Origin of the sequence: Nocardia anocheti (assembly GCF_029675105.1) — a bacterium.
Taxonomy (GTDB): Bacteria; Actinomycetota; Actinomycetes; order Mycobacteriales; family Mycobacteriaceae; genus Nocardia.
The window spans coordinates 149,300-168,216 of sequence record NZ_JAQQFV010000003.1; the positions used below are offsets into that span (position 1 = coordinate 149,300).

Consider the following 18,917-nt stretch of genomic DNA (forward strand, 5'->3'; position numbering starts at 1 on the left):
GCGGTGGTGGGGGTGACCGGAGCCACTGGCGTCGGGCGGTAGCGTGCAGGACTGATCGCCGTGAGGGAAGGACTTGTTTTCATGTCAGCAGACGGCTCCGGCCTGTCCACCGACACCGCGGCCGCCGTCGCGCCGAGCGCGGGATCGGAGGGCTACGCGCGCGGGCTCGAGCCGCGCACCATCCAGATGATCGCCATCGGCGGTGCGATCGGTACCGGCCTGTTCTACGGCGCCGGGGCCGCCATCGAGCAGGCGGGCCCCTCGCTGATCCTGGCCTATCTCGCCGCGGGCCTGGCGATCTTCGTGATCATGCGCGCGCTCGGCGAACTGCTCACCTACCGTCCCGTCTCGGGCAGCTTCGCCGAATACGCCCACGAATTCCTGGGCCGTTTCGCGGGCTTCGCCACCGGCTGGTCCTACTGGGCGGTCTGGGTGTCGACCTGCATGGCCGAGATCACCGTGGCCGGGCACTACGTCCAGTACTGGTTCGACATCCCGCAGTGGGTGACCGCGCTGGTGGTGCTGGCGGTGCTGTTCACCGCGAACCTCATCTCGGTGCGGCTCTTCGGCGAGGGCGAGTTCTGGTTCTCGGCCATCAAGGTGACCGCCATCCTGGCGATGATCCTGATCGGTATCGGCGTGCTGGTCTTCGGCTTCGGCCACGCCACCGATCCCACGGTGACCAACCTGTGGGCCGAGGGCGGGGTGTTCCCGAACGGCTTCGGGCAGACGCTGCTGGTGTTGCAGATCGTCGTGTTCGCCTACGTCGGCGTCGAACTCGTCGGGGTCACCGCGGGCGAGGCCCGCGACCCGAAGACCACCCTGCGCAAGGCGATCAACACCCTGCCGTTCCGGATCGGGCTGTTCTATGTCGGCGCGCTGGTGATCATCATGTCGGTGGCGAGCTGGCGCAGCTTCCACGCGGGCCGCAGCCCCTTCGTGGAGGTGTTCGAGCAGATCGGTATCCCGGCCGCGGCGGGCATCATCAACTTCGTGCTGCTCACCGCCGCGCTGTCGTCGTGCAATTCGGGCATCTACTCCACCGGCCGGATGCTGCGCAGCCTCGCCCTGCGCGACGAGGCACCCAGCGGATTCACGAAGCTGAGCAAGCAGTCGGTGCCGTTCACCGGCATCTGCGCCTCGGCGGGCGCGATGGTCATCGGCGTGATCGTCAACCTGGTCTCGCCGGACAAGGCCTTCGCCTACATCACCTCGGTGAGCACCGTCGGCATCATCGTGGTGTGGAGCGTGATCCTGGTGTGCCACCTGAAGTACCGCGCGAAGGTGCGCGCGGGTGAGCTGCCCGCCAGCGACTACCGGCTGCCCGGCGCCCCGGTGACGAACTGGGCGGCGCTGGCCTTCCTCGGTCTGGTCGTGGTGCTGCTGCTGTGGACCGACGGCGGCCGCAGCGCGCTGGTCGTCGGCGCGGTGTGGGCGGCGCTGGTGGGCGTGGGCTACTACGCCTTCGGTCGTCGTCGGGCGGTCTCGGCGCCATAGCGCGCACCGCTCCCGTTTGCTGGAAAGCCGCTGGCAGACAAGCGTTTTCTGTCGTACCCCCTCGGTATCGTGGACAGCTGTCACGAGAGTCCGGCGCGTGGGGCCGGACGGTGCGAGAACGGGGGCACGAGATGAGTGACGAGAACCGCGGCGATCTGCTGCCGCCGCGCCAGCACGGAAGCACCTGGCGCGAATCGGAATACCGGGTCCTGGCCGACGATCTGCGCGCGGGCGCGGATCTGGCCGCGACGGCACGCACGGTGGGGCGCACCGAATCGGCGGTGCGCGCCGCCCTGCGCAACTTCGTGCCACCCGAGGAACGGGTGCCCGCCGCCGGGCGCGAACAGTGGATTCGCGCCCGGCTGGTCGCCGAACCGGAATGGGACTGGTGGGCGGTGGTGATCGACCATCACCGCCGCTCGCGCAGCGGCCTGTGGTTCACCCGGCACGAACACTGCGCGCGCATCGGCTGGCGACGACGCACCCCGATGCCCGCGTTGGCCCAGGAACTGGGCACCTCGGAGCTGACCACCGCCGAACTGTTGCGCGCGCTCGGCCTGGCCGAGAGCATCGAGGACGCCGCCGAGCGGCTCGGCGCGACACCCGGCCAGGCCCTGGCCAAACGGGTCTCCGCCCACCGCGACAACGCGGCGGGCGCGCGCTGGATCCTGGTGATCGACGGCGCCGCGGGCACCACCCGCTCCCGCAATGCCCCGGTCCGCCGCCAGATCTCGCTGCACGAGAACCTGGCCGCCGCCGAAGCCGAACGCGATCGAGTGCTGGCCTGGCATGCGCGGGTCGTCGCCGCCGACGACGACGCGCCGGTCTGGTGGACCATCGCCGAGCGCGGCCTCGACGGCACCGCGGGCACCACCCGCTGCGGCAGTTTCGATCCCGCCGCCGTCACCGGTGGCCGGATCAGGGCCGAGGCGCTCACCGTGGGGGACGTGATCCGCGTGGCCGTCCCCGACGGCGGGTTCCTGCAGGACCGCATCACCGCGATCACCCAGCCGGGCGCGGGAGCGCCCATCGTCGTCGACCTGGCGCCGGTGGCGAATTCGCGGGTGCGCCGGGTGGTGGAGTTCGCGCCCGGGGAGGTCGTGGAGGTGGTGCGCAGACCCGGCGAGTCCTTCGGATAACCGCTAGCCGCCCGTCCTCAGGCTCCCGGTACCGGGGGAATTCCGGTGCGGGAACCGTTGGGCCACTGCGGCTTCCGCGCTACAGGCAATCGGCGGCGCGCCCCGGCATGGCGGCCGCGCCGACCACCATGACGATCGCCATCACGAACATGACGACGAACACCCGGTGGATGCCCTCGGCGAGCTCGGCCGGTGCGGGTCGGTCGGGATCGGCGATCCCGGCGTTGACGACCGCGCCGAACACCGCGACCCCCACCGCACTACCCAGCGAGCGGGCGAACATGTTGGCCGAGGTCACCACGCCGCGCTCCTGCCAGGGCGCCTCGGTCTGCGCCGCGATGAGCGACGGTGTCGAGACCAGCCCCATACCCGCGCCGATGAGGAAGCACGACAGCGCGATCTGCACGGGGCTGGTCCGCGCGTCGATGAGCAGGGTGCTCGCGCAACCGAGCACGGCCAGCACGCTGCCGACCAGTGCCGTGACCCGGAAACCCCAGCGCAGGTACAACCGCCCGGACAGGGTGGCCGACAGCGGCCAGCCCAGTGTCATCCCGCCGACGGTGAGCCCGGCCACCAGCGCGGTGGTGCCGAGCACCCCCTGCGCGAAAGTGGGCACATACGAGGTGGACCCGAGCACCACGGCACCGATCAGCAGGGCGACGGTGCTGCTGGCCACCACCACCCGGCTGGTGAAGATCCGCAGCGGCAGCACCGGATCGGGCACCCGGGTCTGCACGTAGGCGAACAACGCCAGCACCACCGCACTGCCCGCGAACAGGGTCAGCGACATCGGCGAACTCCACGCCCACGCCTGCCCACCCTCGAGCAGCGCCAGGATCGCCGCACCCGCGCCCACCGTGAGCAGCAGCGCACCGAGCCAGTCGACGCGATGCGCGCGGCGCGGGGCCGATTCGGTGAAGTGCCGCAGCAACATCCAGCCCGCCACTGCCGCCAACGGCAGATTGATCAGGAAGATCCACCGCCAGCTCAGATGATCCGAGAGCAGGCCACCGAGCAGCGGCCCCAGTACCGCCGAACCGGCCCACACCCCGGCCATGTAACCCTGCACCTTGGCGCGTTGGGCCAGGGTGTAGAGGTCGCTGGCGATCACCATGGTCATCGGCTGGATCGCTCCGGCGCCGATACCTTGCACGGCCCGGAACACGATGAGCGCGGGCATGCTGGTGGCCAGCCCGCACAGCAGCGACCCGAGCGCGAACACCGCGATCCCGACCAGGATCACCGGCTTGCGCCCCACCATGTCGGCGAGCTTGCCGTAGATCGGCACCGTCACCGCCTGCGCGAGCAGGTAGATCGAGAACAGCCACGGGAACAGCGCGAACCCGCCGAGGGTGTCGGTGATGGTGAGCACAGCGGTCGCGATGATGGTCGAGTCGAGCGCGACCAACCCGGTCGAGAGCATCAGCGAAGCGAGAATCGCTCCCCGCTCGGACCGCAGCCCGATGGCCGACTCCACAGTCTCGGTCGCCACCACTGTCCTCTCATCGCCGTACCCGAATTTCCAACGTATCCAGGCCCCTTCTGTTCCCGCACGGGGTTTTTCACCCTTGTCGGGCAAGGGGCATGGATCAGTCGGTGGTGGTGGCGAAGGTGGTGGCGATGTCGGTGGCGGTGACCTTGGCGAGTTCGACGAAGAACGGGACGCGTTCGTCGATCATCAGGGTGACCGGGCCGCGCAGGCCGAGGGCGAAGCGGCAGCGGCCGTGGGGGTCGATGACCGGGATGCCGATGGTGCGGAAGCCGGGGTCGAGTTCGCGGTCGTTGAAGGCGTAGCCGCGGGCGCGGGTGGCCACGAGTTCGGCGCGCAGTTCCTCGGCGCTGGACACCGAACGCTCGGTGCCCTCCTCGTAGGGCAGCGCGCGCAGTTCGTCGTCGTCGACGTCCGACCAGGCCAGCAGTGCCTTGCCCAACGCGCTCGCGTGCAGCGGCAGCCGCACACCCTGCAGTTCGTGGCCGTCGCTCTCGCGCCACCGGCTGGTACCGAGCAGCACGGCGTGGATGCCGTGGCGGATCGCCACCGAGGCGGTGGCGCCGGTGGTGGCCGCGAGCTGCTCGAGCGCGGGCTCGGCGAGATAGATCTTGTGCTGGCGGTAGGCGATCTGGCCGTACTCGGCCAGCGCCCCACCCATCCGGTAGCGGCTGGACTCGGCGTCCTTCTCCAGGAACCCGGCCTGCACGAGCGCGCCGAGCAGCCGATGGGTGGTACTCACCGCCAACCCCTGCGCGCGAGCGACCTCCGAGACCCCGCGCTCCTCACCGCCACGAAAGCAGTCGAGGACGGACAGGGCCCGGGTGACGGTCTGCACGCTGGAGGTCTCCACGCCGCCGACGGTAACACAGCGGGCGCGTCCAGAGCGTCCGCGCTTTCCGTATATCGGAAAGCTATGAGCCATATCGGCCGAAAATCGGCCATAGATTGCGGAATCCGGCTCTGTCAAGCTTTCCGATCCCTGGAAAGGCATACCTCGTTCGCCGCCATGACCGCTCCTACGCTGCGTGACATCACCCGCCCTACCCCTCACACAGGAGCCCCGATGTCCCGCAGGCTGCCGCCCTTCTCGCGGATCGCCCTCGCGATCGCCCCCGTCGTCGCCCTCGTCGCGGCGTGTGGCTCCGGCTCGACGCCCGAACAGGGCGCGCAGGCCTCGTTCGTTCTCAAGGTCACCGACCCCGGCAACACCGGACCGCTCGCGGTCGGCAAGCGCGACGGCACCTTCGACGAGGCCCTCGCGCCGCTCGGCGCCAAGATCGAATGGGTCAGCACCACACCCGGTTTCAGCTCCAACCTGAAACTGTTCAACACCAAGGAACTCGACGTCTCCGGCGCCGCCTTCAGCCCCGTCGTCGGCGCGCTGTCCAAGGACGTCGGCGTCAAGATCGTCGCCGTGGCCGACCCGGCGGGCCAGGACCAGAGCGGCATCATCGTCAGCCCGGAATCGGGCGTGGACTCCGTCGCCGGACTCGTCGGCAAGCGGATCGCGGTCAACCCGGCGGGCAAGGGCGAGTACATCACCCTGAAAGCCCTGGCGCAGGCCGGGATTCCGGCCGACAAGGTGACCAGGGTTCCGCTGCAGCAGAAGGACGCCGCCTCGGCCTTCGCCACCGGCAAGGTCGACGCGTGGGCTTCGTTCCTGATCCCGTACCAGGAGGCCAAGGCCGCGGGCGCCCGCGAGATCGCCACGGAGAAGTCGATCGGCTCCAACGACAACACCGTCGTCGTGTTCCGCACCGAGGTGCTCGAACAGCGTCCCGATGTCGCCGCCAAGTACCTGGAGGTGCTCCAGCAGCTGACGGCGAAGCAGAAGGCCTCGCCCGCCGACTTCGAGAACGTCTTCGACAAGACCGGTCCGCGCGCCCTCACCGGCGATCGCCTCGCCGACGCCGTCCGCGTGGGCGGGGAGGCCACCGTGCCGCGCCTGCCCGCCGAGTCCGACGCCGCCGACCTGGCCGATGTGGTGAACACCTTCGCCGACAACGGCGTGATCAGCCGACGGATCACCGCCGCCGACATCTTCTACGACCTGCGCTCCAAGCTCACCCCGGAGCAACTCGCCGCGCTGAAGGAAAACTGACATGACCAGCCTCGACCTGGCGCCCCCACGCGCCAGAACGGCCGGGCAGCGGCCCCGATGGCTCTCGCTCGCGCTGCGTGCCGCGCTGCCCGCGGCCATCGTGGCGGCCTGGTGGGCGGGATCGGCCAGCGGCGCGATCTCGCCCCGGGTGATCGCGAGCCCCGGCGCGGTGTGGACGGCGTTCCTGGAACTGCTGGACAGCGGCCAGCTGGTCGACTTCGCCCTGGCGTCCTTCGGCCGCGCCGCCGCCGGAGTCGCCCTGGGCGTGGCGGTCGGGTTGCTGCTCGGCCTGGTCTCGGGCCTGTCGAGCCTGGGTGAGGAACTGGTCGACTCCACGATGCAGATCGTGCGGGCCGTGCCGTTCCTGGCGCTGGTGCCGCTGTTCATCTCCTGGTTCGGCATCGACGAGCTGTACAAGGTGCTGCTCATCGCGGTGGCGACCACCGCGCCCATGTACGCCTACACCTATCTGGGCGTGCGCAATGTCGATCGCAAGATGGTCGAGGCCGCCCGCAGTTTCGGGCTCACCGGCACCCGCCTGGTCGCCGAGGTGATCGTGCCCGCCGCGCTGCCGGGCATCCTGATGGCCCTGCGGATCTGCCTGTCCATCAGCATCACCGGCCTGATCGCCGCCGAACAGGTCGGCACCCAGGAGGGCGTCGGCTACCTGGTGACGCTGGCGCAGGAATACAACCGCACCGACTACATGGTGCTGTGCGTGGTGCTCTACGCGCTGCTCGGTCTGGTGTTCGACGCACTCGTACGGCTCGCGGAACGCTACGCGATGCCCTGGCGCAAGCAGGTGGCGATCCGATGACCACGACCACGGCCGCACCCGTGTCCCGCACCGACCAGCCGCTACCACCGGTGGCGGTCTCGATCACGGGACTGCGCAAGGCTTTCGGCGAGAAGGTGGTGCTCGACGGCATCGACCTGACCATCCGCCAGGGCGAGTTCGTCGTCCTGCTCGGTCCCAGCGGCACCGGTAAGACCACCCTGCTGCGCCTGCTCACCGGGCTCGAGGTGCCCGACGCGGGCGAAGTCCTGGTCCCCGCTCGGCGCACCACCGTCTATCAGGAACCGCGGCTGATCCCGTCCAAGCGGGTGCTGGCCAATGTGCTCGTCGGCCTGCGCCGCACCAGGACCCAGCGCGAAGCCGGACTGCGCGCGCTGGGAGAGGTGCAACTCGACGGCAAGGCGGGACAGTGGCCCGCCACCCTCTCCGGCGGCGAGGCCCAGCGCGCCGCGCTGGCCAGAGCGCTGGTGCGGGAACCGCAACTGCTGCTGCTCGACGAACCGTTCGCGGCACTGGACGCGCTGACCCGTCTGCGGATGCAGGACCTCGTCGGCGATCTCGTCGCCCGGCACCGGCCCGCGGTGCTCATGGTCACCCACGACGTCGACGAGGCCATCCGCCTGGCCGACCGGGTGATCATCCTCGACCACGGCCGCTTCGCCGTCGACGAGGTCATCGACCTTCCCCGCCCGCGCGACCACGCGGCCCCCGAAACCCTCGGTTACCGAACGCAATTCCTCGCCCACCTCGGCGTCGGATCACCCACCAGGAGCCTGTCATGACCGAAACCCTCTGGTACACCCGCTGCCCCGTGCCGACCGCCAGCGGCCTCGCGCACAGTCTCGGCTGGCTCGGCGAGACCGCCGCGAACGCCGGACTCGAGTTCGGCGTCCTGCAGGACGCGGGCCCCGAACTCGCCGGACACCACTTCCTGCACGACCTGTCCGGGCTGATCCGCGAGGGCGGCAATGTGCCCGCGCTGGCCGCCCGTGCCCAGGGCTCGCCGACCCGCCTGATCGGGCTGACCTGGATCGATGAGTCCCAGGCGATCCTCGTCGGCCCCGACTCGCCGGTCACCGGCGCCGCCGACCTGGCCGGACTGCGCGTCGGCGTGCCCGCCTGGGCCCAGGACCAGGCCCGCAGCTTCCCGCGCGCGATGGCGCTGCACGGCTTCGCCAACGCGCTGCGCCCGGCCGGGCTGACCCTGGCCGACGTGCGCGTCACCGAACTCGCCGTCGAGCGGAATCCGCAGGTGCGCACCGAGATCCAGTCCGCGCGCCGCTCCACCACCTGGGGTGTGGCGGAACTGCTGGCGGGCACGGTCGACGCGATCTACGTCAAGGGCGCCCGCGCGCAGGAGGTCGCGGTCGAGAACGGCCTGCGCGTCGCGGTCGATCTCGATGCCTCGGGGACCAAGCACCTGCGTGTCAACAACGGCACCCCGCGTCCGATCACCGTGCACGCCGACCTGCTCGAATCGCGGCCGGAGGTGGTGGTCGGGTTCCTCGCCCAGAGCCTGCGCGCCGCCGACTGGGCCGCCGGTGACCTCGACGGTGTCCGCGCGGTATTGCAGCGCGAAACCCTGTCCGGCCCCGACGGTGTCGTCGCCGCCTACGGCGACGAATTCCACCGCGGCCTGCACCCCTCGCTCACCGACGAACGCGTCGAACTGCTCGGCGTGCAGAAGCAGTTCCTCTACACCCACGGTTTCCTCGCGGCCGATTTCGACCTCGAGTCCTGGGTCGCCCCCGAACCGCTGGCCCGCGCCCGCGAGCTCGTCGCCGCCGAAAGGGTGCCCGCATGAGCGAGTTCGTCTGGAAGCTGCCCAGCCGCGGCGACGGCCGCCGCGCCCGGCCCGACCTGCGCGGTCGCGGCGGCTTCGGCCCGGCCACGCCGCCCACACCCGCCACCGATCTGCGGCCCGGCCGCTTCGGCCCCTTCGACGAGCTCGCCCAGATCGTCGACGCCGCCGAACTGAACGGTTTCGACGGGGTGCTCGCGCCCTACGACCCGCTCGGCGAGGAATCCTGGATCGTGGCCGGTGCCGCCCTGCGCGCCACCCGCTACGCGCGGGTCACCGTCGAATTCCAGCCCGCCTTCGGCACTCCGGTATACGCGGCCAAGCTCTCGGCGACCCTGCAGCGGCACTCCCGGGGCAGGCTCGACTGGCGACTGGCCGTGGACACCGACCCGGGCGAGGCGACCACGCGTGGCGACCGCGTCGAGGGCGAGGACCGCTACCGGCGTGCCGCGGAATTCCTCACCGTGGCCCGCGGCGTCTGGAACGAGAACGAGGTCGGCGCGGCCGGATTCGCCGGGACCGGATTCGAGTACGCGGGGCAGTACTACGACGTGGTCGACGGCGGATTCCGCGGCATCCTGTCCGGACTGCCGTTCCCGACGGTCCACCTCAGCGGCACCTCGGCCGCGGCTTTGCGACTGTCGGCCGAGCACGGTGACGTGCACGTGTTCGGCGAGGAACCCGACGGAATCTCGCGGGCCACCGCCGAATTGCGCGAGCGGGCCGACGCGGCGGGCCGCCGGGTCCGGGTCGCGCTCGAGCTGCCGATCATCGCCAGGGAGACCGAGGACGAGGCGTGGGCCCGCGTCCACCGGCAGTGGGCCGAACTCGGCCGCCCCGAGTCCGCGGCCGAACACGCGCTCGGTGACGGCCGCTGGGCGGGCTTCGCCGCGCTCGGCTACGACCGGCCCATCGGCCTGGTCGGCAGCTACGAACAGGTCGCCCGCCAGCTGTCGGTCTACGAGATCGCCGGAGTGGGGACGTTCGTGCTGTCGGGCCACCCGCACATCGAGGAGATCCACCGCGCGGGCGAACACCTGCTGTTCCTCGCCGACCCGGCAGGCCGCACCCTCACCACCGCGCAGGAGCTCACCGCATGACCATCGACGTCTACTGGCGCATCGGCATGGAGGGCGACCACGCCTCCCTGCGCACCCCGCGCCGCAACAACCGCGGCAATGCCGGTGGCTACGGCCCGGGCAACCTGGCACCGGCCATCCGCGGTGGCGCGCTGGACGAATACAGCTATCTCGACCACGTCGCCGCCGTCGCCAAGGCAACCGAATCGGCGGGCTTCCTCGGTGGACTGCTGCCGTCGTTCCCGGTGACCGACGACCCCTGGGCCTTCGCCGCCGCGCTGGCCGCCGAGACCACCACCTACCGCTTCATGGTCGCCTTCCAGCCCGGCTTCCTGCACCCCGTGCAGGCGGCCAGGATGTCGGCGAGCCTGCAGCGCGCCACCGGCGGCAGGCTGGTCTACAACATCATCAGCGGCGGCGGGGGACCGGCGCAGCTGTGGTGGGGCGACAAGGTCGCCCACGACGACCGTTACGCCCGCACCAGCGAATTCCTCGACGTGCTGCGCGGCGTGTGGGACGGCGAACCCTTCGACCACGACGGCCGCTTCTTCCGCACCGAAGGCGCCGCGCTGCCACCCGGCCTGGCCGGGCAGCCCTTCCCGGAGGTGTACTTCTCCGGGTCCTCGGGTGCCGCCGTGGCCGCGGCGGGCCGCCACGCCGACTACTACCTGTCCTGGCTCGAGCCCTTCGCCGACCTGCGCGCCAAGTTCGACGGCGTGCGACGCAACGCCGAGAACCTCGGGCGCACACCGAAGTTCGCGGTCCGCATCGACATCGTCGCCCGGCACACCGAGGAGGCGGCCTGGGCCGAGATCGAGAAGGGCTGGGCCTTCGTCGACCGCGACGCCGCCAACCGCGCCGCCCAGGGCGACTCGGTCGGCGCGGCCCGGATCGCGGGCTGGGTGCCCGAAACCATCACCGGCTACCGCGATCTGGAAGTCCAGCCCAATGTGTGGTGCGGCTTCAGCCTGATCCGCGGCGGCCCCGCCTTCGGCCTGGTCGGCAGCTACGAACAGATCGCCGAGCGCCTCGACGAACTCATCGAACTCGGCGTCGACGCCTTCATCCTCGCGGGCAACCCGCACCTCGAGGAGGCCTACCGGGTCGGCGAGGAAGTACTGCCCCTGCTCGGCCGCTCCCGGCTCACCACCCCCGCCACCGATACCGTCCTCGCGACGGCCCGATAAACCGCAGGAGAAACTCCCGATGACCACCACCGAAACCCGCCTGCCGGAGGCCGTCGCGGCCTTCGCCGAGGCGGCCACCCGCGACGCCGAGACCGCCTTCCGGGTGTTCCGTGAGACCGGCACCGCCACCGGCAACGGCACCGTCAACTTCGTCGAGCGCGTCCCCGGCGAGGAGATCGCCGTCGCCCTCAACGAACCGGGCCCCTGGGCCGAGGACCGCACCGTCGCGCCGGTGATCGCCACCTTCGACGGAGAGGTGCTCTCCGGCAAGGGATCCGCCGGATTCGTCACCGGGTACGCCAAGGTGTTCCGCGCGCACCCGGAGATCACCTCCGTCGTGCACATCCACACCCCGTGGCTGGGCGGCTGGGCGCAGACCCACCGCACCCTGCCCATCCGCTACGCCGCCTCCCAGCGCCTGACCCTGTCCCGGGAGATCCCGCCGCACATCGACCGCAGCATCGGCGCGGGCGATTTCATCCTCGACAAGCTCGAGGCCGACCCGCACCTGGTCGCCATCTTCGAGGCCAACGGCGGCGCCAATGTGATCGGCCGCGCCGGTCTGCTGGAGCTGGCCAAGTTCGTGGTCCTGCTCGAGGAGGGCGCCCAGTACCAGGCCATCGCCGAAACCCTCGGCGGCTCGGTCGAATTCGACCCCTCCAACCTGGCGGTGCAGTGGAGCCGCAGCGGCCTGGTCGACGAGGCCCGTCGTCTCGGCCTGATCGGAGAGGCGCGATGAGCCTGCGCGTCGGGTACTTCCCGCACAACAACTCGCTGTTCGTGCTGCGCCACCGCGGCATCCTGGAACGCGCCATCCCCGATGTCGAATGGGTCGACCTGCGCGCCCTGCCGCAGGCCGAGCGCGTCGACCCGAAGACCGCGCTGCCCAGCGAGCATTCGGACTGGCTGTTCACCAAGGGCGGCTACGACATCATCGGCACCGGCTTCACCCCGCCGCTGACCGCGCTGGCCAATCAGCGCGACATCGTCTACCTCGGCATCTCCGGTCCGCGTGTGGAGAACGGCCGTCTGGTCGCCACCGCCGCCAGCGGCATCACCTCCGCCGCGGATCTGAAGGGCAAGCGGGTCGGCATCGCGCACGGCTCCTGGCAGACCACCCTGCTGCTGTTCGCGCTCGACCAGGTCGGCCTGGGTTGGGCGGATGTGGAACCGGTCGACGTGGACGTCCGCGGGGGCGGCGCGGCTCTGCTGTCCGGTGAACTGGACGCCTGGGTCGGCACCTACCCGGGTCTGCGCGAGGTCGAGGCCGCCACCGAGCTCACCACCCTGGTCGACACCGCCTCGGTGTTCAGCCACCCGTCGCTGTGGTTCACCCGCCGCGACCTGGTCGAGAACGACCGGGCCTCGGTCGAGGCCGTCCTGGCGGCCCTGCGGGAATCCGACGCCTGGATCATCGCGAACCCGCGCGCGGCGGCCCAGTACTTCGTCGACGACGCGGTCTCGCGTGGCCTGCCCGCCGACCTCGACGCCTGGGAAGCGGCCCTGCGCGGCAGGCCCTTCGGCATCCAGCCGGTCAGCGAGGCGTTCCTCGACGAACAGCAGCGCGCCGCCGACCTGCTCGCGGCCAACGGCCTGCTCCCGCGCACGGTCGACGTGCGGACGGCCGTCCTGCCGGGCATCGCGGAGGTCGTCACCGCCTGAGCGAGTGCCCCGGTACCGGAAGCGGTGCCGGGGCGCTCAGCGTCGCGACCCGCTGACCCACACCGGCCCGGTGACCAGCCAGATCACCGTGATCACCCCCAGCGAACCGAACACCCCGGCCAGCTGCTCACGCTGCTCGGCGTCGGCCACCGTGTAGCTCAGTACCAGCGTGAGCAGCCCGGCGATGGCGGCCGCGCCGAGCCAGCGCGCGAAGTCCGCCCACTCCTTGCGGACGCGTTCCGGTCCTTGCTTCGGCACCTTCACCGGTGCGGGACCCCCGGCGAAACGGTGGGCGAAGCGGGCATCGAGCCAGGCGATCATCCGATGCCCGAACATCACCGTGCAGCCCAGATAGATCCCGGCCAGGCGATGCGCGAAGCCCACCTCGCCACCCCGGTGCAGATCGATGGCCACCGCGACGACCAGGACCACGTCCAGCACCGGGACGAGCGCCAACGTCACCAGCCCCGCGCGTCGCCATCGCAGCGCGTAGCGCAGCACCAGCCCACCCACCACCAGCAACCAGAAGCCGATCTCGCAGGCGGCGATGGTCAGCAGTACGGGATTGCTCAGCTCGTCCATGTCCTCACTGTGCCGCGCCGACCCGTGCGCGGTCGTCGTGCGGAAGGCGCGCGTGCGGTCCGTCTTTCGGGGGACCCGGACCCGCCCCGCGATGTGCTGGAATGAGGCATGCCCGCGCCCCGCTCACCCCTCGACCGGCTCGCGGACGTCTTCGACAGCGCGACCGCCGCCGCGGTCGGGGTCTTCCTGGTCGGCCTGCTGCTGTGGGCCGCGGGCGGTTGGGCGGTCGTCATCGACCGCGACCTGTATCCGCCCCCGGCGAAACTCGCGCTGCTGGGCGCAGCCTTCGCCATCCAGCTCACCGCTCAGCGCCGACCCGCGCTCGCCTTCGGCCTGATGGTCGCGCTGCTGGCCGGTGATTTCGCGCTCGGCCCCTCGCTGCCGCTGTGGATCGCGCTCACCGACGTGATCTTTCTGGCCGTCAGCACCGGGTCGGACCGGCTCGGGCTGGTGGTCGGCTGGTTCGCGGTGCTGGTCACCGCCGGTGGCGCCCTGCTGGCACTGACCGTATTCGGGGTCAGGGCGGCGCTGTACACCGCGCTGATCGGGGTGGCGCTCACCTGGTCGCCGCTGGGATACGCGCGGGCCGTGCGCTCCTCACGTCGGATGGTCGGGGTGGAACGCAACGCCGCCCGCGCCGAACTCGCCGCCCGCGACGCCGAACGCGGTGCCGCCCTCGGCGAGGAACGCAGGCGCGTCGCCAGGGACCTGCACGACACGGTGGCCGGTCATCTCTCGGCGGTGGCCATCCTGGCCGAGGTCGCGCTGAAGGACCCCGGCAACACCGCCGTGCTCGGCAGCATCCGGGCGGGCAGTCTGGCCGCCCTCGACGAGATGCGCGCGACGATCGACCTGCTGACCACCCCCGACGACACCGCCGTCACCGCCCGTCTGTCGTCGCTGGACGGCCTGATCGACGCCGCGCACGCCGCCGGTGGCGCGGTGACCCTGCACGGCGCCGACGACCTCGCCCTGCCGACCGCCGTCGAATCGGTGATCACCCGTATCCTCGGCGAGACCATCGCCAACGCGACCAGGCACGCGCCGGGCGCTCCGCTGGAGATCGAGTTGCGCCGCGAGGCGTCGCGGGTGGTGGTGACGGCGTCGAATCCGATCGAGCCGGGCAGAGCGGTCGGGGAGGGGAACGGATTGCGCAACATGGCCTTTCGCGCCGAATCGATGGACGGCACGCTCACCGCGGCCGCCGAGGACGGCCGGTGGCGCGTGCGTCTGCGGCTGCCGCTGGGGCAGCGATGACGGTGACGGTGGTGGTCGCCGACGACCACGCCACGATCCGCGCCGGTATCACCATGCTGCTCGAGTCCTCCGGGCAGGTGCGCGTGGTCGGAGAGGCGGGCGACGGTCGCGCCGCGGTCACCCAGGCCAGGGCGCTGCGCCCCGATGTGGTGCTCATGGATGTCCGCATGCCGCGCGTCGACGGGCTGGAGGCCACCGCCGCGGTGGTCGCCGACACCGACGCCAAGGTCCTGGTGCTCACCACCTTCGCCATCGACGACTATGTCCTGGGCGCGCTCGCGGCGGGCGCGAGCGGTTTCCTGCTCAAATCCGTCGGCGGTGACGAACTGGTCCGCGCCGTGCTCGCCGTGGCCGAGGGCGACGCGGTGCTCGACCCCAAGGTCACCCGGGCGGTGATCGCCGCGCTGCCCAGGGCGACCGCGGCGGGGTCCGCGCCCGACCTGTCCACCCTCACCGACCGGGAACGGCAGGTGCTCGCGGGGTTGGGCGCCGGGCTGTCGAATCACCAGATCGGCCGCCGCCTGCACATCGGCGAGGCCACCGTGAAGACCCACGTCTCCCGGGTGCTGGGCAAACTGGGCGTGCGGTCGCGCGTCCAGGCCGCGGTGATCGCCGTCCAGGCCGGACTGGAGCTGTAACCGACGGTGCCCCGCGACCGGGGTGGTCACGGGGCACAGGCGGGGCGGGGTGGGTCAGCGTGCTGGTTGGGGGTCGGACTGGTCCGGACGGATCCGGCGTGATTCAAACCAATAGGTCAGCGACACCGTGGCGTAGGACGTCACTACCACTGTTGCGGTCACCAGAAGAAACGCGGCGATCAAGGGGATCAGGAAAGCCATGTGCCCTCCTCGCGGTACGGTAGGCGTGCGATGAAGGTGGTGGTCAGCGCCTCGTCGCGCCGATCGTGGACAAGCCCCGCGTACTCGATCGTAGGGGCCGGGTGCCAGGAGGGCACGGCCCGGCGCGTGTGATCGCGATCATGTATCAGCTGGAGTGTCACCCGCGTCACCCCCTCGCTTCTGAGGTTGAATGTTCAATCGATCTGGGTTCCACCGCGTCACGAGTTCTCGACATCGGCTTCACCACGAATACCCGACGAAGGAGCAACGATCGTGAGCATGATCCTGGCTGTGTTGGACAGCGCCGTTCTCGCGCAAGTCGGCAATCCCACGCCGGAGGCGCCGCCGATGGCGGAGAAGATCCTGCAGTTGGGCCGGTATTTCACCTGGATGATCCTGCTGTCCGGCGTCACCGCCATCACCTACGGTGGCGGCCGCTTCGCCTGGGAGAAGTGGAGCGGCGGCGGTCTGCAGTCCCCGAAGATGATCGCCAGCGCGATGGCGGGCGGCGCGGTCGCCACCAGCGCGGGCACCATCATGAACGCGGTGATCGGCGCGTGAGCGCCACGCCGTGACGTGCCGCCCCGACTAGGGTCGGGGCGTGCGCATCTTTCTCGCCGGAGCGACCGGCGTCATCGGAACCCGCCTGTTGCCCTTGCTGATCGGCGCGGGCCACGAGGTGGCCGGGCTGACCCGCTCCCCGGCCAAGGCCGACGCGCTCCGCGCCGCCGGAGCCGAGCCGGTGGTCCTCGATGTCTACGACGCGGCCGCGCTGGCCGCGGCGGTCACGGCGTTCGCCCCCGAACTGGTGCTGCACCAGCTCACCGACCTGCCCGACGACGTCGCCGAGCTGGCGAGCTCCGGCGAGGCCAATGCCCGCATCCGCACCGAGGGCACCGCGAACCTGTTGGCGGCGGCCGCGGCCGCCGGTGCGTCGCGGTTCCTGGCCCAGAGCATCGCCTGGGAACCACCCGCCGGTCGCGGCGCGGTGATCGCCGCCCACGAGGCCGCCGTGCTGGACGCGGGCGGGGTCGTGCTGCGCTACGGCCAGTTCTACGGTCCCGGCACCTATTACGAGACGACACCGCCGCAGCCGCCGCGCGTCCACGTCGACACCGCCGCGGCGCGGACGCTGGAACTGCTCGACGCGCCCACCGGCACCGTGGTGATCGTCGACCCGGCATAGCGAGCGTCACGCGCTACGGGCCTCGTCGATAGTCACTATCTACCATCGAGGCATGGAGCTGCGCCACGTCCGGTACCTGCTCGCCGTCGCCGAGCACGGGAACTTCACCCGGGCGGCCGAGGCGCTGCACATCTCCCAACCGACGCTCTCGCAGCAGATCAAACAGCTCGAGCGACTGCTCGGCGCGCAAATGCTCGACCGCACCGGACGCACGGTGCGCCTGACCGACGCCGGTCGGGTCTACACCGAGCACGCCCGCAACGCCCTTCGCGACCTCGAGGCCGGAGAGCGCGCGATGCACGATGTGCGGGATCTGCGCCGAGGACACCTGCGCGTCGCGATGACCCCGACCATCACCGCCTACCTCATCGGCCCGCTGATCGACCGGTTCCACCGCGCCCACCCCGGCATCACCGTCGCGCTCACCGAAACCACCCAGGACCGGCTCGAAGAGGACCTGCTCGCCGACACCGTCGACGTGGGCATCGCATTCAGCGGCACCCACGCCCCCGGCATCGACGCCACCGCGCTGGGCACCGAGTCCCTGAGCCTGGTCGTCGGCGCGGACCACGCCCTGGCCGGGCGGTCCGCCCCGCTGCCGGTCGGGCAGCTGGCCGACGAACCACTGGCGCTGCTGCGCCCCGACTTCGCCACCCGCGCCCACATCGACGCCTACCTGGCCGACCGCGGTCTCGCCCCGCGCGTCGCGCTCGAGGCCAATTCCATCAGCGCCCTCATCGAGGTCACCCGCTGTGGCGCGCTCGGCACCGTCCTGCCCGACGCGATCGCCCGCGCCCACCCCGACCTGCGCCCGGTGCCCCTCGATCCCGTCGTTCCCCGCCGCACGATGGAACTGTTGCGCCGCGCCAGCGCCTATCACTCGGCCGCCGCGCGCGCCTTCGTCGCGACCGCCTGTGACGACGCCGCGGAGATCACCTGACGTCGAGCCACTCCGGAGCGCGATCGAGGCGTGGCAGCAGGCCGGATACCTGGGAGACCAGCTGCCAGGGCCGGTCGGTGTCGGTGGCCGCCTTGCCGCTGGTGAGGATCGCCCCGGAGAGCCCCCGTTCGGGATCGGCCCAGCCGTACTGGGTCGTCAAACCGCTTCGGCCGAAATGGAATCGGGTGTCGCGGCCGAATTTCGAGCGGCGTCCACCCAGCTCGAACCCCGCCCGGCTGACCCGCCCCGCCGCACCGGGAATCCGGTCGGCGGGCCGGATCGCGTCGCGGAGGGTGGTGGGTCGGATGATCCGTACGCCATCGAGTTCGCCACCGCGCGTGAGGATTTCGTAGAAGCGCGACAGCTCCGAGGCGGTGGTGACGAGATTGCCGGAGGGCAGTTCGGAGGTGAGGAAGGCGTCGTTGTCGCCCTTGGACGCCTTGTCCATCCGTCCGCCGAGGGCCTTGCGGGCCAGGAACAGCGCCAGGCGCGAGGGCGGGGGACCGGTCTTCACGCTCGGCACGACCTTGTCGATATCGACGGGATCGACGCCGAAGGTGGTCCAGCGGAAGCCCAGCGGGGTCAACACCTGCTCGGCGAGATGTTCGCGCATCCGCTTGCCGGTGGCCCGCTGCACCAGCAGCCGTTGGATCAACCCGCTGGTGAGCGCGTGGTAGACCCGGAACCGGCCGGGCGGCCAGCTCGGCACCAGATCGGTGAGCGCCGCCAGGGCCAGTTCCTCGTCCGGCACCACCTCGCTGCCCCGATAGGGCGGGGTGATGAACGGGACGCCCGCGGAATGCGACAGCACGTGACCGATGGTGATCCGGTCCTTGCGATGTGTCGCGAACTCCGGAATGTAGTGGCACACCGGATCGTTCAGCGCGAACGCGCCCTGCTCGACGAGCATGGACATCACCGTCGCCGCGACACCCTTGGCGGTGGAGAACCCGCAGAACGGGGTGTCCGGGGTGACGAGGATCTTCTCGGCCTCCGGCGCGTCGTGGGGGGCGTTGCCCCAGCCGTGGCCGATGGCCCGGTTCAGCACGATCCTGCCGTCGCGGCGCAGACACACCTGGATCGCGGGCGTGGTCCCCAGCGCGTACCAGTCGCGCACCGACGCCCACAGCCGCGCCACCGCCTCGGGCGACGTGCCCGCCGCGCGGGGATCGTCCTCGGGTCCGATGGTCGTCACCGCGTCCAGATCCTCGGCGACGGTCACCACACTGCCGGTTCGTGCGCTCATGGCCCCACCCTAGCGACGCCGCGGATCACCGACACTGTGACGAAGACACCTCGGCGTGCTGACCTGCGCAAACGAGGCGAACAGTCGGTCGGTGACCGCCTCGGGCCGTGGCC

Annotated in this window: 20 protein-coding genes; 15 read left to right on the top strand and 5 right to left on the bottom strand. The window is 71.1% G+C overall.

Annotation, left to right across the window (positions count from 1 at the left end; translation table 11 throughout):
- The first annotated feature begins 81 nt into the window (after positions 1-81).
- Both QC180_RS08270 and QC180_RS08275 read left to right on the top strand, forming a co-directional pair.
- Positions 82-1,497, top strand: coding sequence for an amino acid permease (locus QC180_RS08270; RefSeq protein ID WP_278262040.1), 1,416 nt, complete (start codon positions 82-84; stop codon positions 1,495-1,497).
- A gap of 131 nt (positions 1,498-1,628) precedes the next feature.
- Complete coding sequence (locus QC180_RS08275; RefSeq protein WP_278262041.1) at positions 1,629-2,636, top strand: hypothetical protein; 1,008 nt, start codon at positions 1,629-1,631, stop codon at positions 2,634-2,636.
- Between the two features lie 79 nt (positions 2,637-2,715).
- On the opposite strand, the gene QC180_RS08280 is transcribed toward QC180_RS08275, so the two are convergent.
- On the bottom strand, positions 2,716-4,128 hold the full coding sequence (locus tag QC180_RS08280; RefSeq protein ID WP_278262042.1) for an MFS transporter: 1,413 nt from the start codon (positions 4,126-4,128) through the stop codon (positions 2,716-2,718).
- A gap of 97 nt (positions 4,129-4,225) precedes the next feature.
- Positions 4,226-4,978, bottom strand: coding sequence for an IclR family transcriptional regulator (locus QC180_RS08285; protein ID WP_278262043.1), 753 nt, complete (start codon positions 4,976-4,978; stop codon positions 4,226-4,228).
- A 213-nt stretch (positions 4,979-5,191) separates the two neighbouring features.
- Between QC180_RS08285 and QC180_RS08290 the strand changes: the two genes are divergently transcribed.
- From QC180_RS08290 to QC180_RS08325, 8 genes are read left to right on the top strand one after another with little or no spacing between them, the layout of a single operon-like run.
- On the top strand, positions 5,192-6,229 hold the full coding sequence (locus tag QC180_RS08290) for an NrtA/SsuA/CpmA family ABC transporter substrate-binding protein (RefSeq protein WP_278262044.1): 1,038 nt from the start codon (positions 5,192-5,194) through the stop codon (positions 6,227-6,229).
- A 1-nt stretch (position 6,230) separates the two neighbouring features.
- A complete protein-coding gene (locus QC180_RS08295) occupies positions 6,231-7,046 on the top strand; it encodes an ABC transporter permease (protein WP_278262045.1) in 816 nt (271 codons plus the stop codon).
- Complete coding sequence (locus QC180_RS08300; protein WP_278262046.1) at positions 7,043-7,807, top strand: ABC transporter ATP-binding protein; 765 nt, start codon at positions 7,043-7,045, stop codon at positions 7,805-7,807. Before QC180_RS08295 ends, QC180_RS08300 begins: the two co-directional genes overlap by 4 nt.
- Positions 7,804-8,829: an ABC transporter substrate-binding protein gene (locus QC180_RS08305; RefSeq protein WP_278262047.1), complete on the top strand. Its 1,026-nt coding sequence runs from the start codon at positions 7,804-7,806 to the stop codon at positions 8,827-8,829. The genes QC180_RS08300 and QC180_RS08305 overlap by 4 nt, the downstream gene beginning before the upstream one ends.
- Complete coding sequence (locus QC180_RS08310) at positions 8,826-9,926, top strand: LLM class flavin-dependent oxidoreductase (protein WP_278262048.1); 1,101 nt, start codon at positions 8,826-8,828, stop codon at positions 9,924-9,926. Before QC180_RS08305 ends, QC180_RS08310 begins: the two co-directional genes overlap by 4 nt.
- Positions 9,923-11,092 carry an LLM class flavin-dependent oxidoreductase gene (locus tag QC180_RS08315; protein ID WP_278262049.1) on the top strand — a complete coding sequence of 390 codons (1,170 nt, stop codon included), beginning with the start codon at positions 9,923-9,925 and terminating at the stop codon, positions 11,090-11,092. The genes QC180_RS08310 and QC180_RS08315 overlap by 4 nt, the downstream gene beginning before the upstream one ends.
- Positions 11,093-11,111: 19 nt before the next feature.
- On the top strand, positions 11,112-11,831 hold the full coding sequence (locus QC180_RS08320; protein ID WP_278262050.1) for a class II aldolase/adducin family protein: 720 nt from the start codon (positions 11,112-11,114) through the stop codon (positions 11,829-11,831).
- Entirely contained in the window at positions 11,828-12,754 is a 927-nt protein-coding gene (locus QC180_RS08325; RefSeq protein WP_278262051.1) for an ABC transporter substrate-binding protein, read from the top strand. The genes QC180_RS08320 and QC180_RS08325 overlap by 4 nt, the downstream gene beginning before the upstream one ends.
- A gap of 36 nt (positions 12,755-12,790) precedes the next feature.
- Here the strand turns inward: QC180_RS08325 and QC180_RS08330 are convergent, their stop codons facing one another.
- A complete protein-coding gene (locus QC180_RS08330; protein ID WP_278262052.1) occupies positions 12,791-13,336 on the bottom strand; it encodes a hypothetical protein in 546 nt (181 codons plus the stop codon).
- A 108-nt stretch (positions 13,337-13,444) separates the two neighbouring features.
- Between QC180_RS08330 and QC180_RS08335 the strand changes: the two genes are divergently transcribed.
- Complete coding sequence (locus tag QC180_RS08335) at positions 13,445-14,593, top strand: sensor histidine kinase (protein ID WP_278262053.1); 1,149 nt, start codon at positions 13,445-13,447, stop codon at positions 14,591-14,593.
- Positions 14,590-15,231 (top strand): response regulator, encoded by a 642-nt coding sequence (locus QC180_RS08340; protein WP_278262054.1) that lies wholly within the window; start codon positions 14,590-14,592, stop codon positions 15,229-15,231. The genes QC180_RS08335 and QC180_RS08340 overlap by 4 nt, the downstream gene beginning before the upstream one ends.
- A 54-nt stretch (positions 15,232-15,285) precedes the next feature.
- Here the strand turns inward: QC180_RS08340 and QC180_RS08345 are convergent, their stop codons facing one another.
- Positions 15,286-15,432, bottom strand: coding sequence for a hypothetical protein (locus QC180_RS08345; protein WP_278262055.1), 147 nt, complete (start codon positions 15,430-15,432; stop codon positions 15,286-15,288).
- Between the two features lie 279 nt (positions 15,433-15,711).
- On the opposite strand from QC180_RS08345, the gene QC180_RS08350 reads away from it, so the two are divergent.
- The 3 genes from QC180_RS08350 to cynR are packed head-to-tail and all read left to right on the top strand — an operon-like array spanning position 15,712 to position 17,558.
- Positions 15,712-15,993, top strand: coding sequence for a hypothetical protein (locus QC180_RS08350; RefSeq protein WP_278262560.1), 282 nt, complete (start codon positions 15,712-15,714; stop codon positions 15,991-15,993).
- A 40-nt stretch (positions 15,994-16,033) separates the two neighbouring features.
- Positions 16,034-16,618, top strand: a complete 585-nt coding sequence (locus QC180_RS08355) for an NAD-dependent epimerase/dehydratase family protein (RefSeq protein WP_278262056.1) — start codon at positions 16,034-16,036, stop codon at positions 16,616-16,618.
- A gap of 52 nt (positions 16,619-16,670) precedes the next feature.
- A complete protein-coding gene (cynR, locus tag QC180_RS08360; protein WP_278262057.1) occupies positions 16,671-17,558 on the top strand; it encodes a transcriptional regulator CynR in 888 nt (295 codons plus the stop codon).
- On the opposite strand, the gene QC180_RS08365 is transcribed toward cynR, so the two are convergent.
- Complete coding sequence (locus QC180_RS08365) at positions 17,551-18,804, bottom strand: serine hydrolase (RefSeq protein WP_278262058.1); 1,254 nt, start codon at positions 18,802-18,804, stop codon at positions 17,551-17,553. The genes cynR and QC180_RS08365 overlap by 8 nt on opposite strands.
- Between the last annotated feature and the right edge of the window lie 113 nt (positions 18,805-18,917).

Excerpts from the sequence above, each read along its gene's own strand:
- QC180_RS08295 (WP_278262045.1), top strand. The coding sequence starts at position 6,231 with ATGACCAGCCTCGACCTGGCGCCCCCACGCGCCAGAACGGCCGGGCAG.
- QC180_RS08330 (WP_278262052.1), bottom strand. The coding sequence starts at position 13,336 with ATGGACGAGCTGAGCAATCCCGTACTGCTGACCATCGCCGCCTGCGAG.
- QC180_RS08325 (WP_278262051.1), top strand. The coding sequence starts at position 11,828 with ATGAGCCTGCGCGTCGGGTACTTCCCGCACAACAACTCGCTGTTCGTG.
- QC180_RS08320 (WP_278262050.1), top strand. The coding sequence starts at position 11,112 with ATGACCACCACCGAAACCCGCCTGCCGGAGGCCGTCGCGGCCTTCGCC.
- QC180_RS08310 (WP_278262048.1), top strand. The coding sequence starts at position 8,826 with ATGAGCGAGTTCGTCTGGAAGCTGCCCAGCCGCGGCGACGGCCGCCGC.
- QC180_RS08350 (WP_278262560.1), top strand. The coding sequence starts at position 15,712 with ATGATCCTGGCTGTGTTGGACAGCGCCGTTCTCGCGCAAGTCGGCAAT.
- QC180_RS08270 (WP_278262040.1), top strand. The coding sequence starts at position 82 with ATGTCAGCAGACGGCTCCGGCCTGTCCACCGACACCGCGGCCGCCGTC.
- QC180_RS08275 (WP_278262041.1), top strand. The coding sequence starts at position 1,629 with ATGAGTGACGAGAACCGCGGCGATCTGCTGCCGCCGCGCCAGCACGGA.
- QC180_RS08305 (WP_278262047.1), top strand. The coding sequence starts at position 7,804 with ATGACCGAAACCCTCTGGTACACCCGCTGCCCCGTGCCGACCGCCAGC.
- QC180_RS08290 (WP_278262044.1), top strand. The coding sequence starts at position 5,192 with ATGTCCCGCAGGCTGCCGCCCTTCTCGCGGATCGCCCTCGCGATCGCC.
- QC180_RS08340 (WP_278262054.1), top strand. The coding sequence starts at position 14,590 with ATGACGGTGACGGTGGTGGTCGCCGACGACCACGCCACGATCCGCGCC.
- cynR (WP_278262057.1), top strand. The coding sequence starts at position 16,671 with ATGGAGCTGCGCCACGTCCGGTACCTGCTCGCCGTCGCCGAGCACGGG.
- QC180_RS08335 (WP_278262053.1), top strand. The coding sequence starts at position 13,445 with ATGCCCGCGCCCCGCTCACCCCTCGACCGGCTCGCGGACGTCTTCGAC.
- QC180_RS08365 (WP_278262058.1), bottom strand. The coding sequence starts at position 18,804 with ATGAGCGCACGAACCGGCAGTGTGGTGACCGTCGCCGAGGATCTGGAC.
- QC180_RS08300 (WP_278262046.1), top strand. The coding sequence starts at position 7,043 with ATGACCACGACCACGGCCGCACCCGTGTCCCGCACCGACCAGCCGCTA.
- QC180_RS08345 (WP_278262055.1), bottom strand. The coding sequence starts at position 15,432 with ATGGCTTTCCTGATCCCCTTGATCGCCGCGTTTCTTCTGGTGACCGCA.
- QC180_RS08315 (WP_278262049.1), top strand. The coding sequence starts at position 9,923 with ATGACCATCGACGTCTACTGGCGCATCGGCATGGAGGGCGACCACGCC.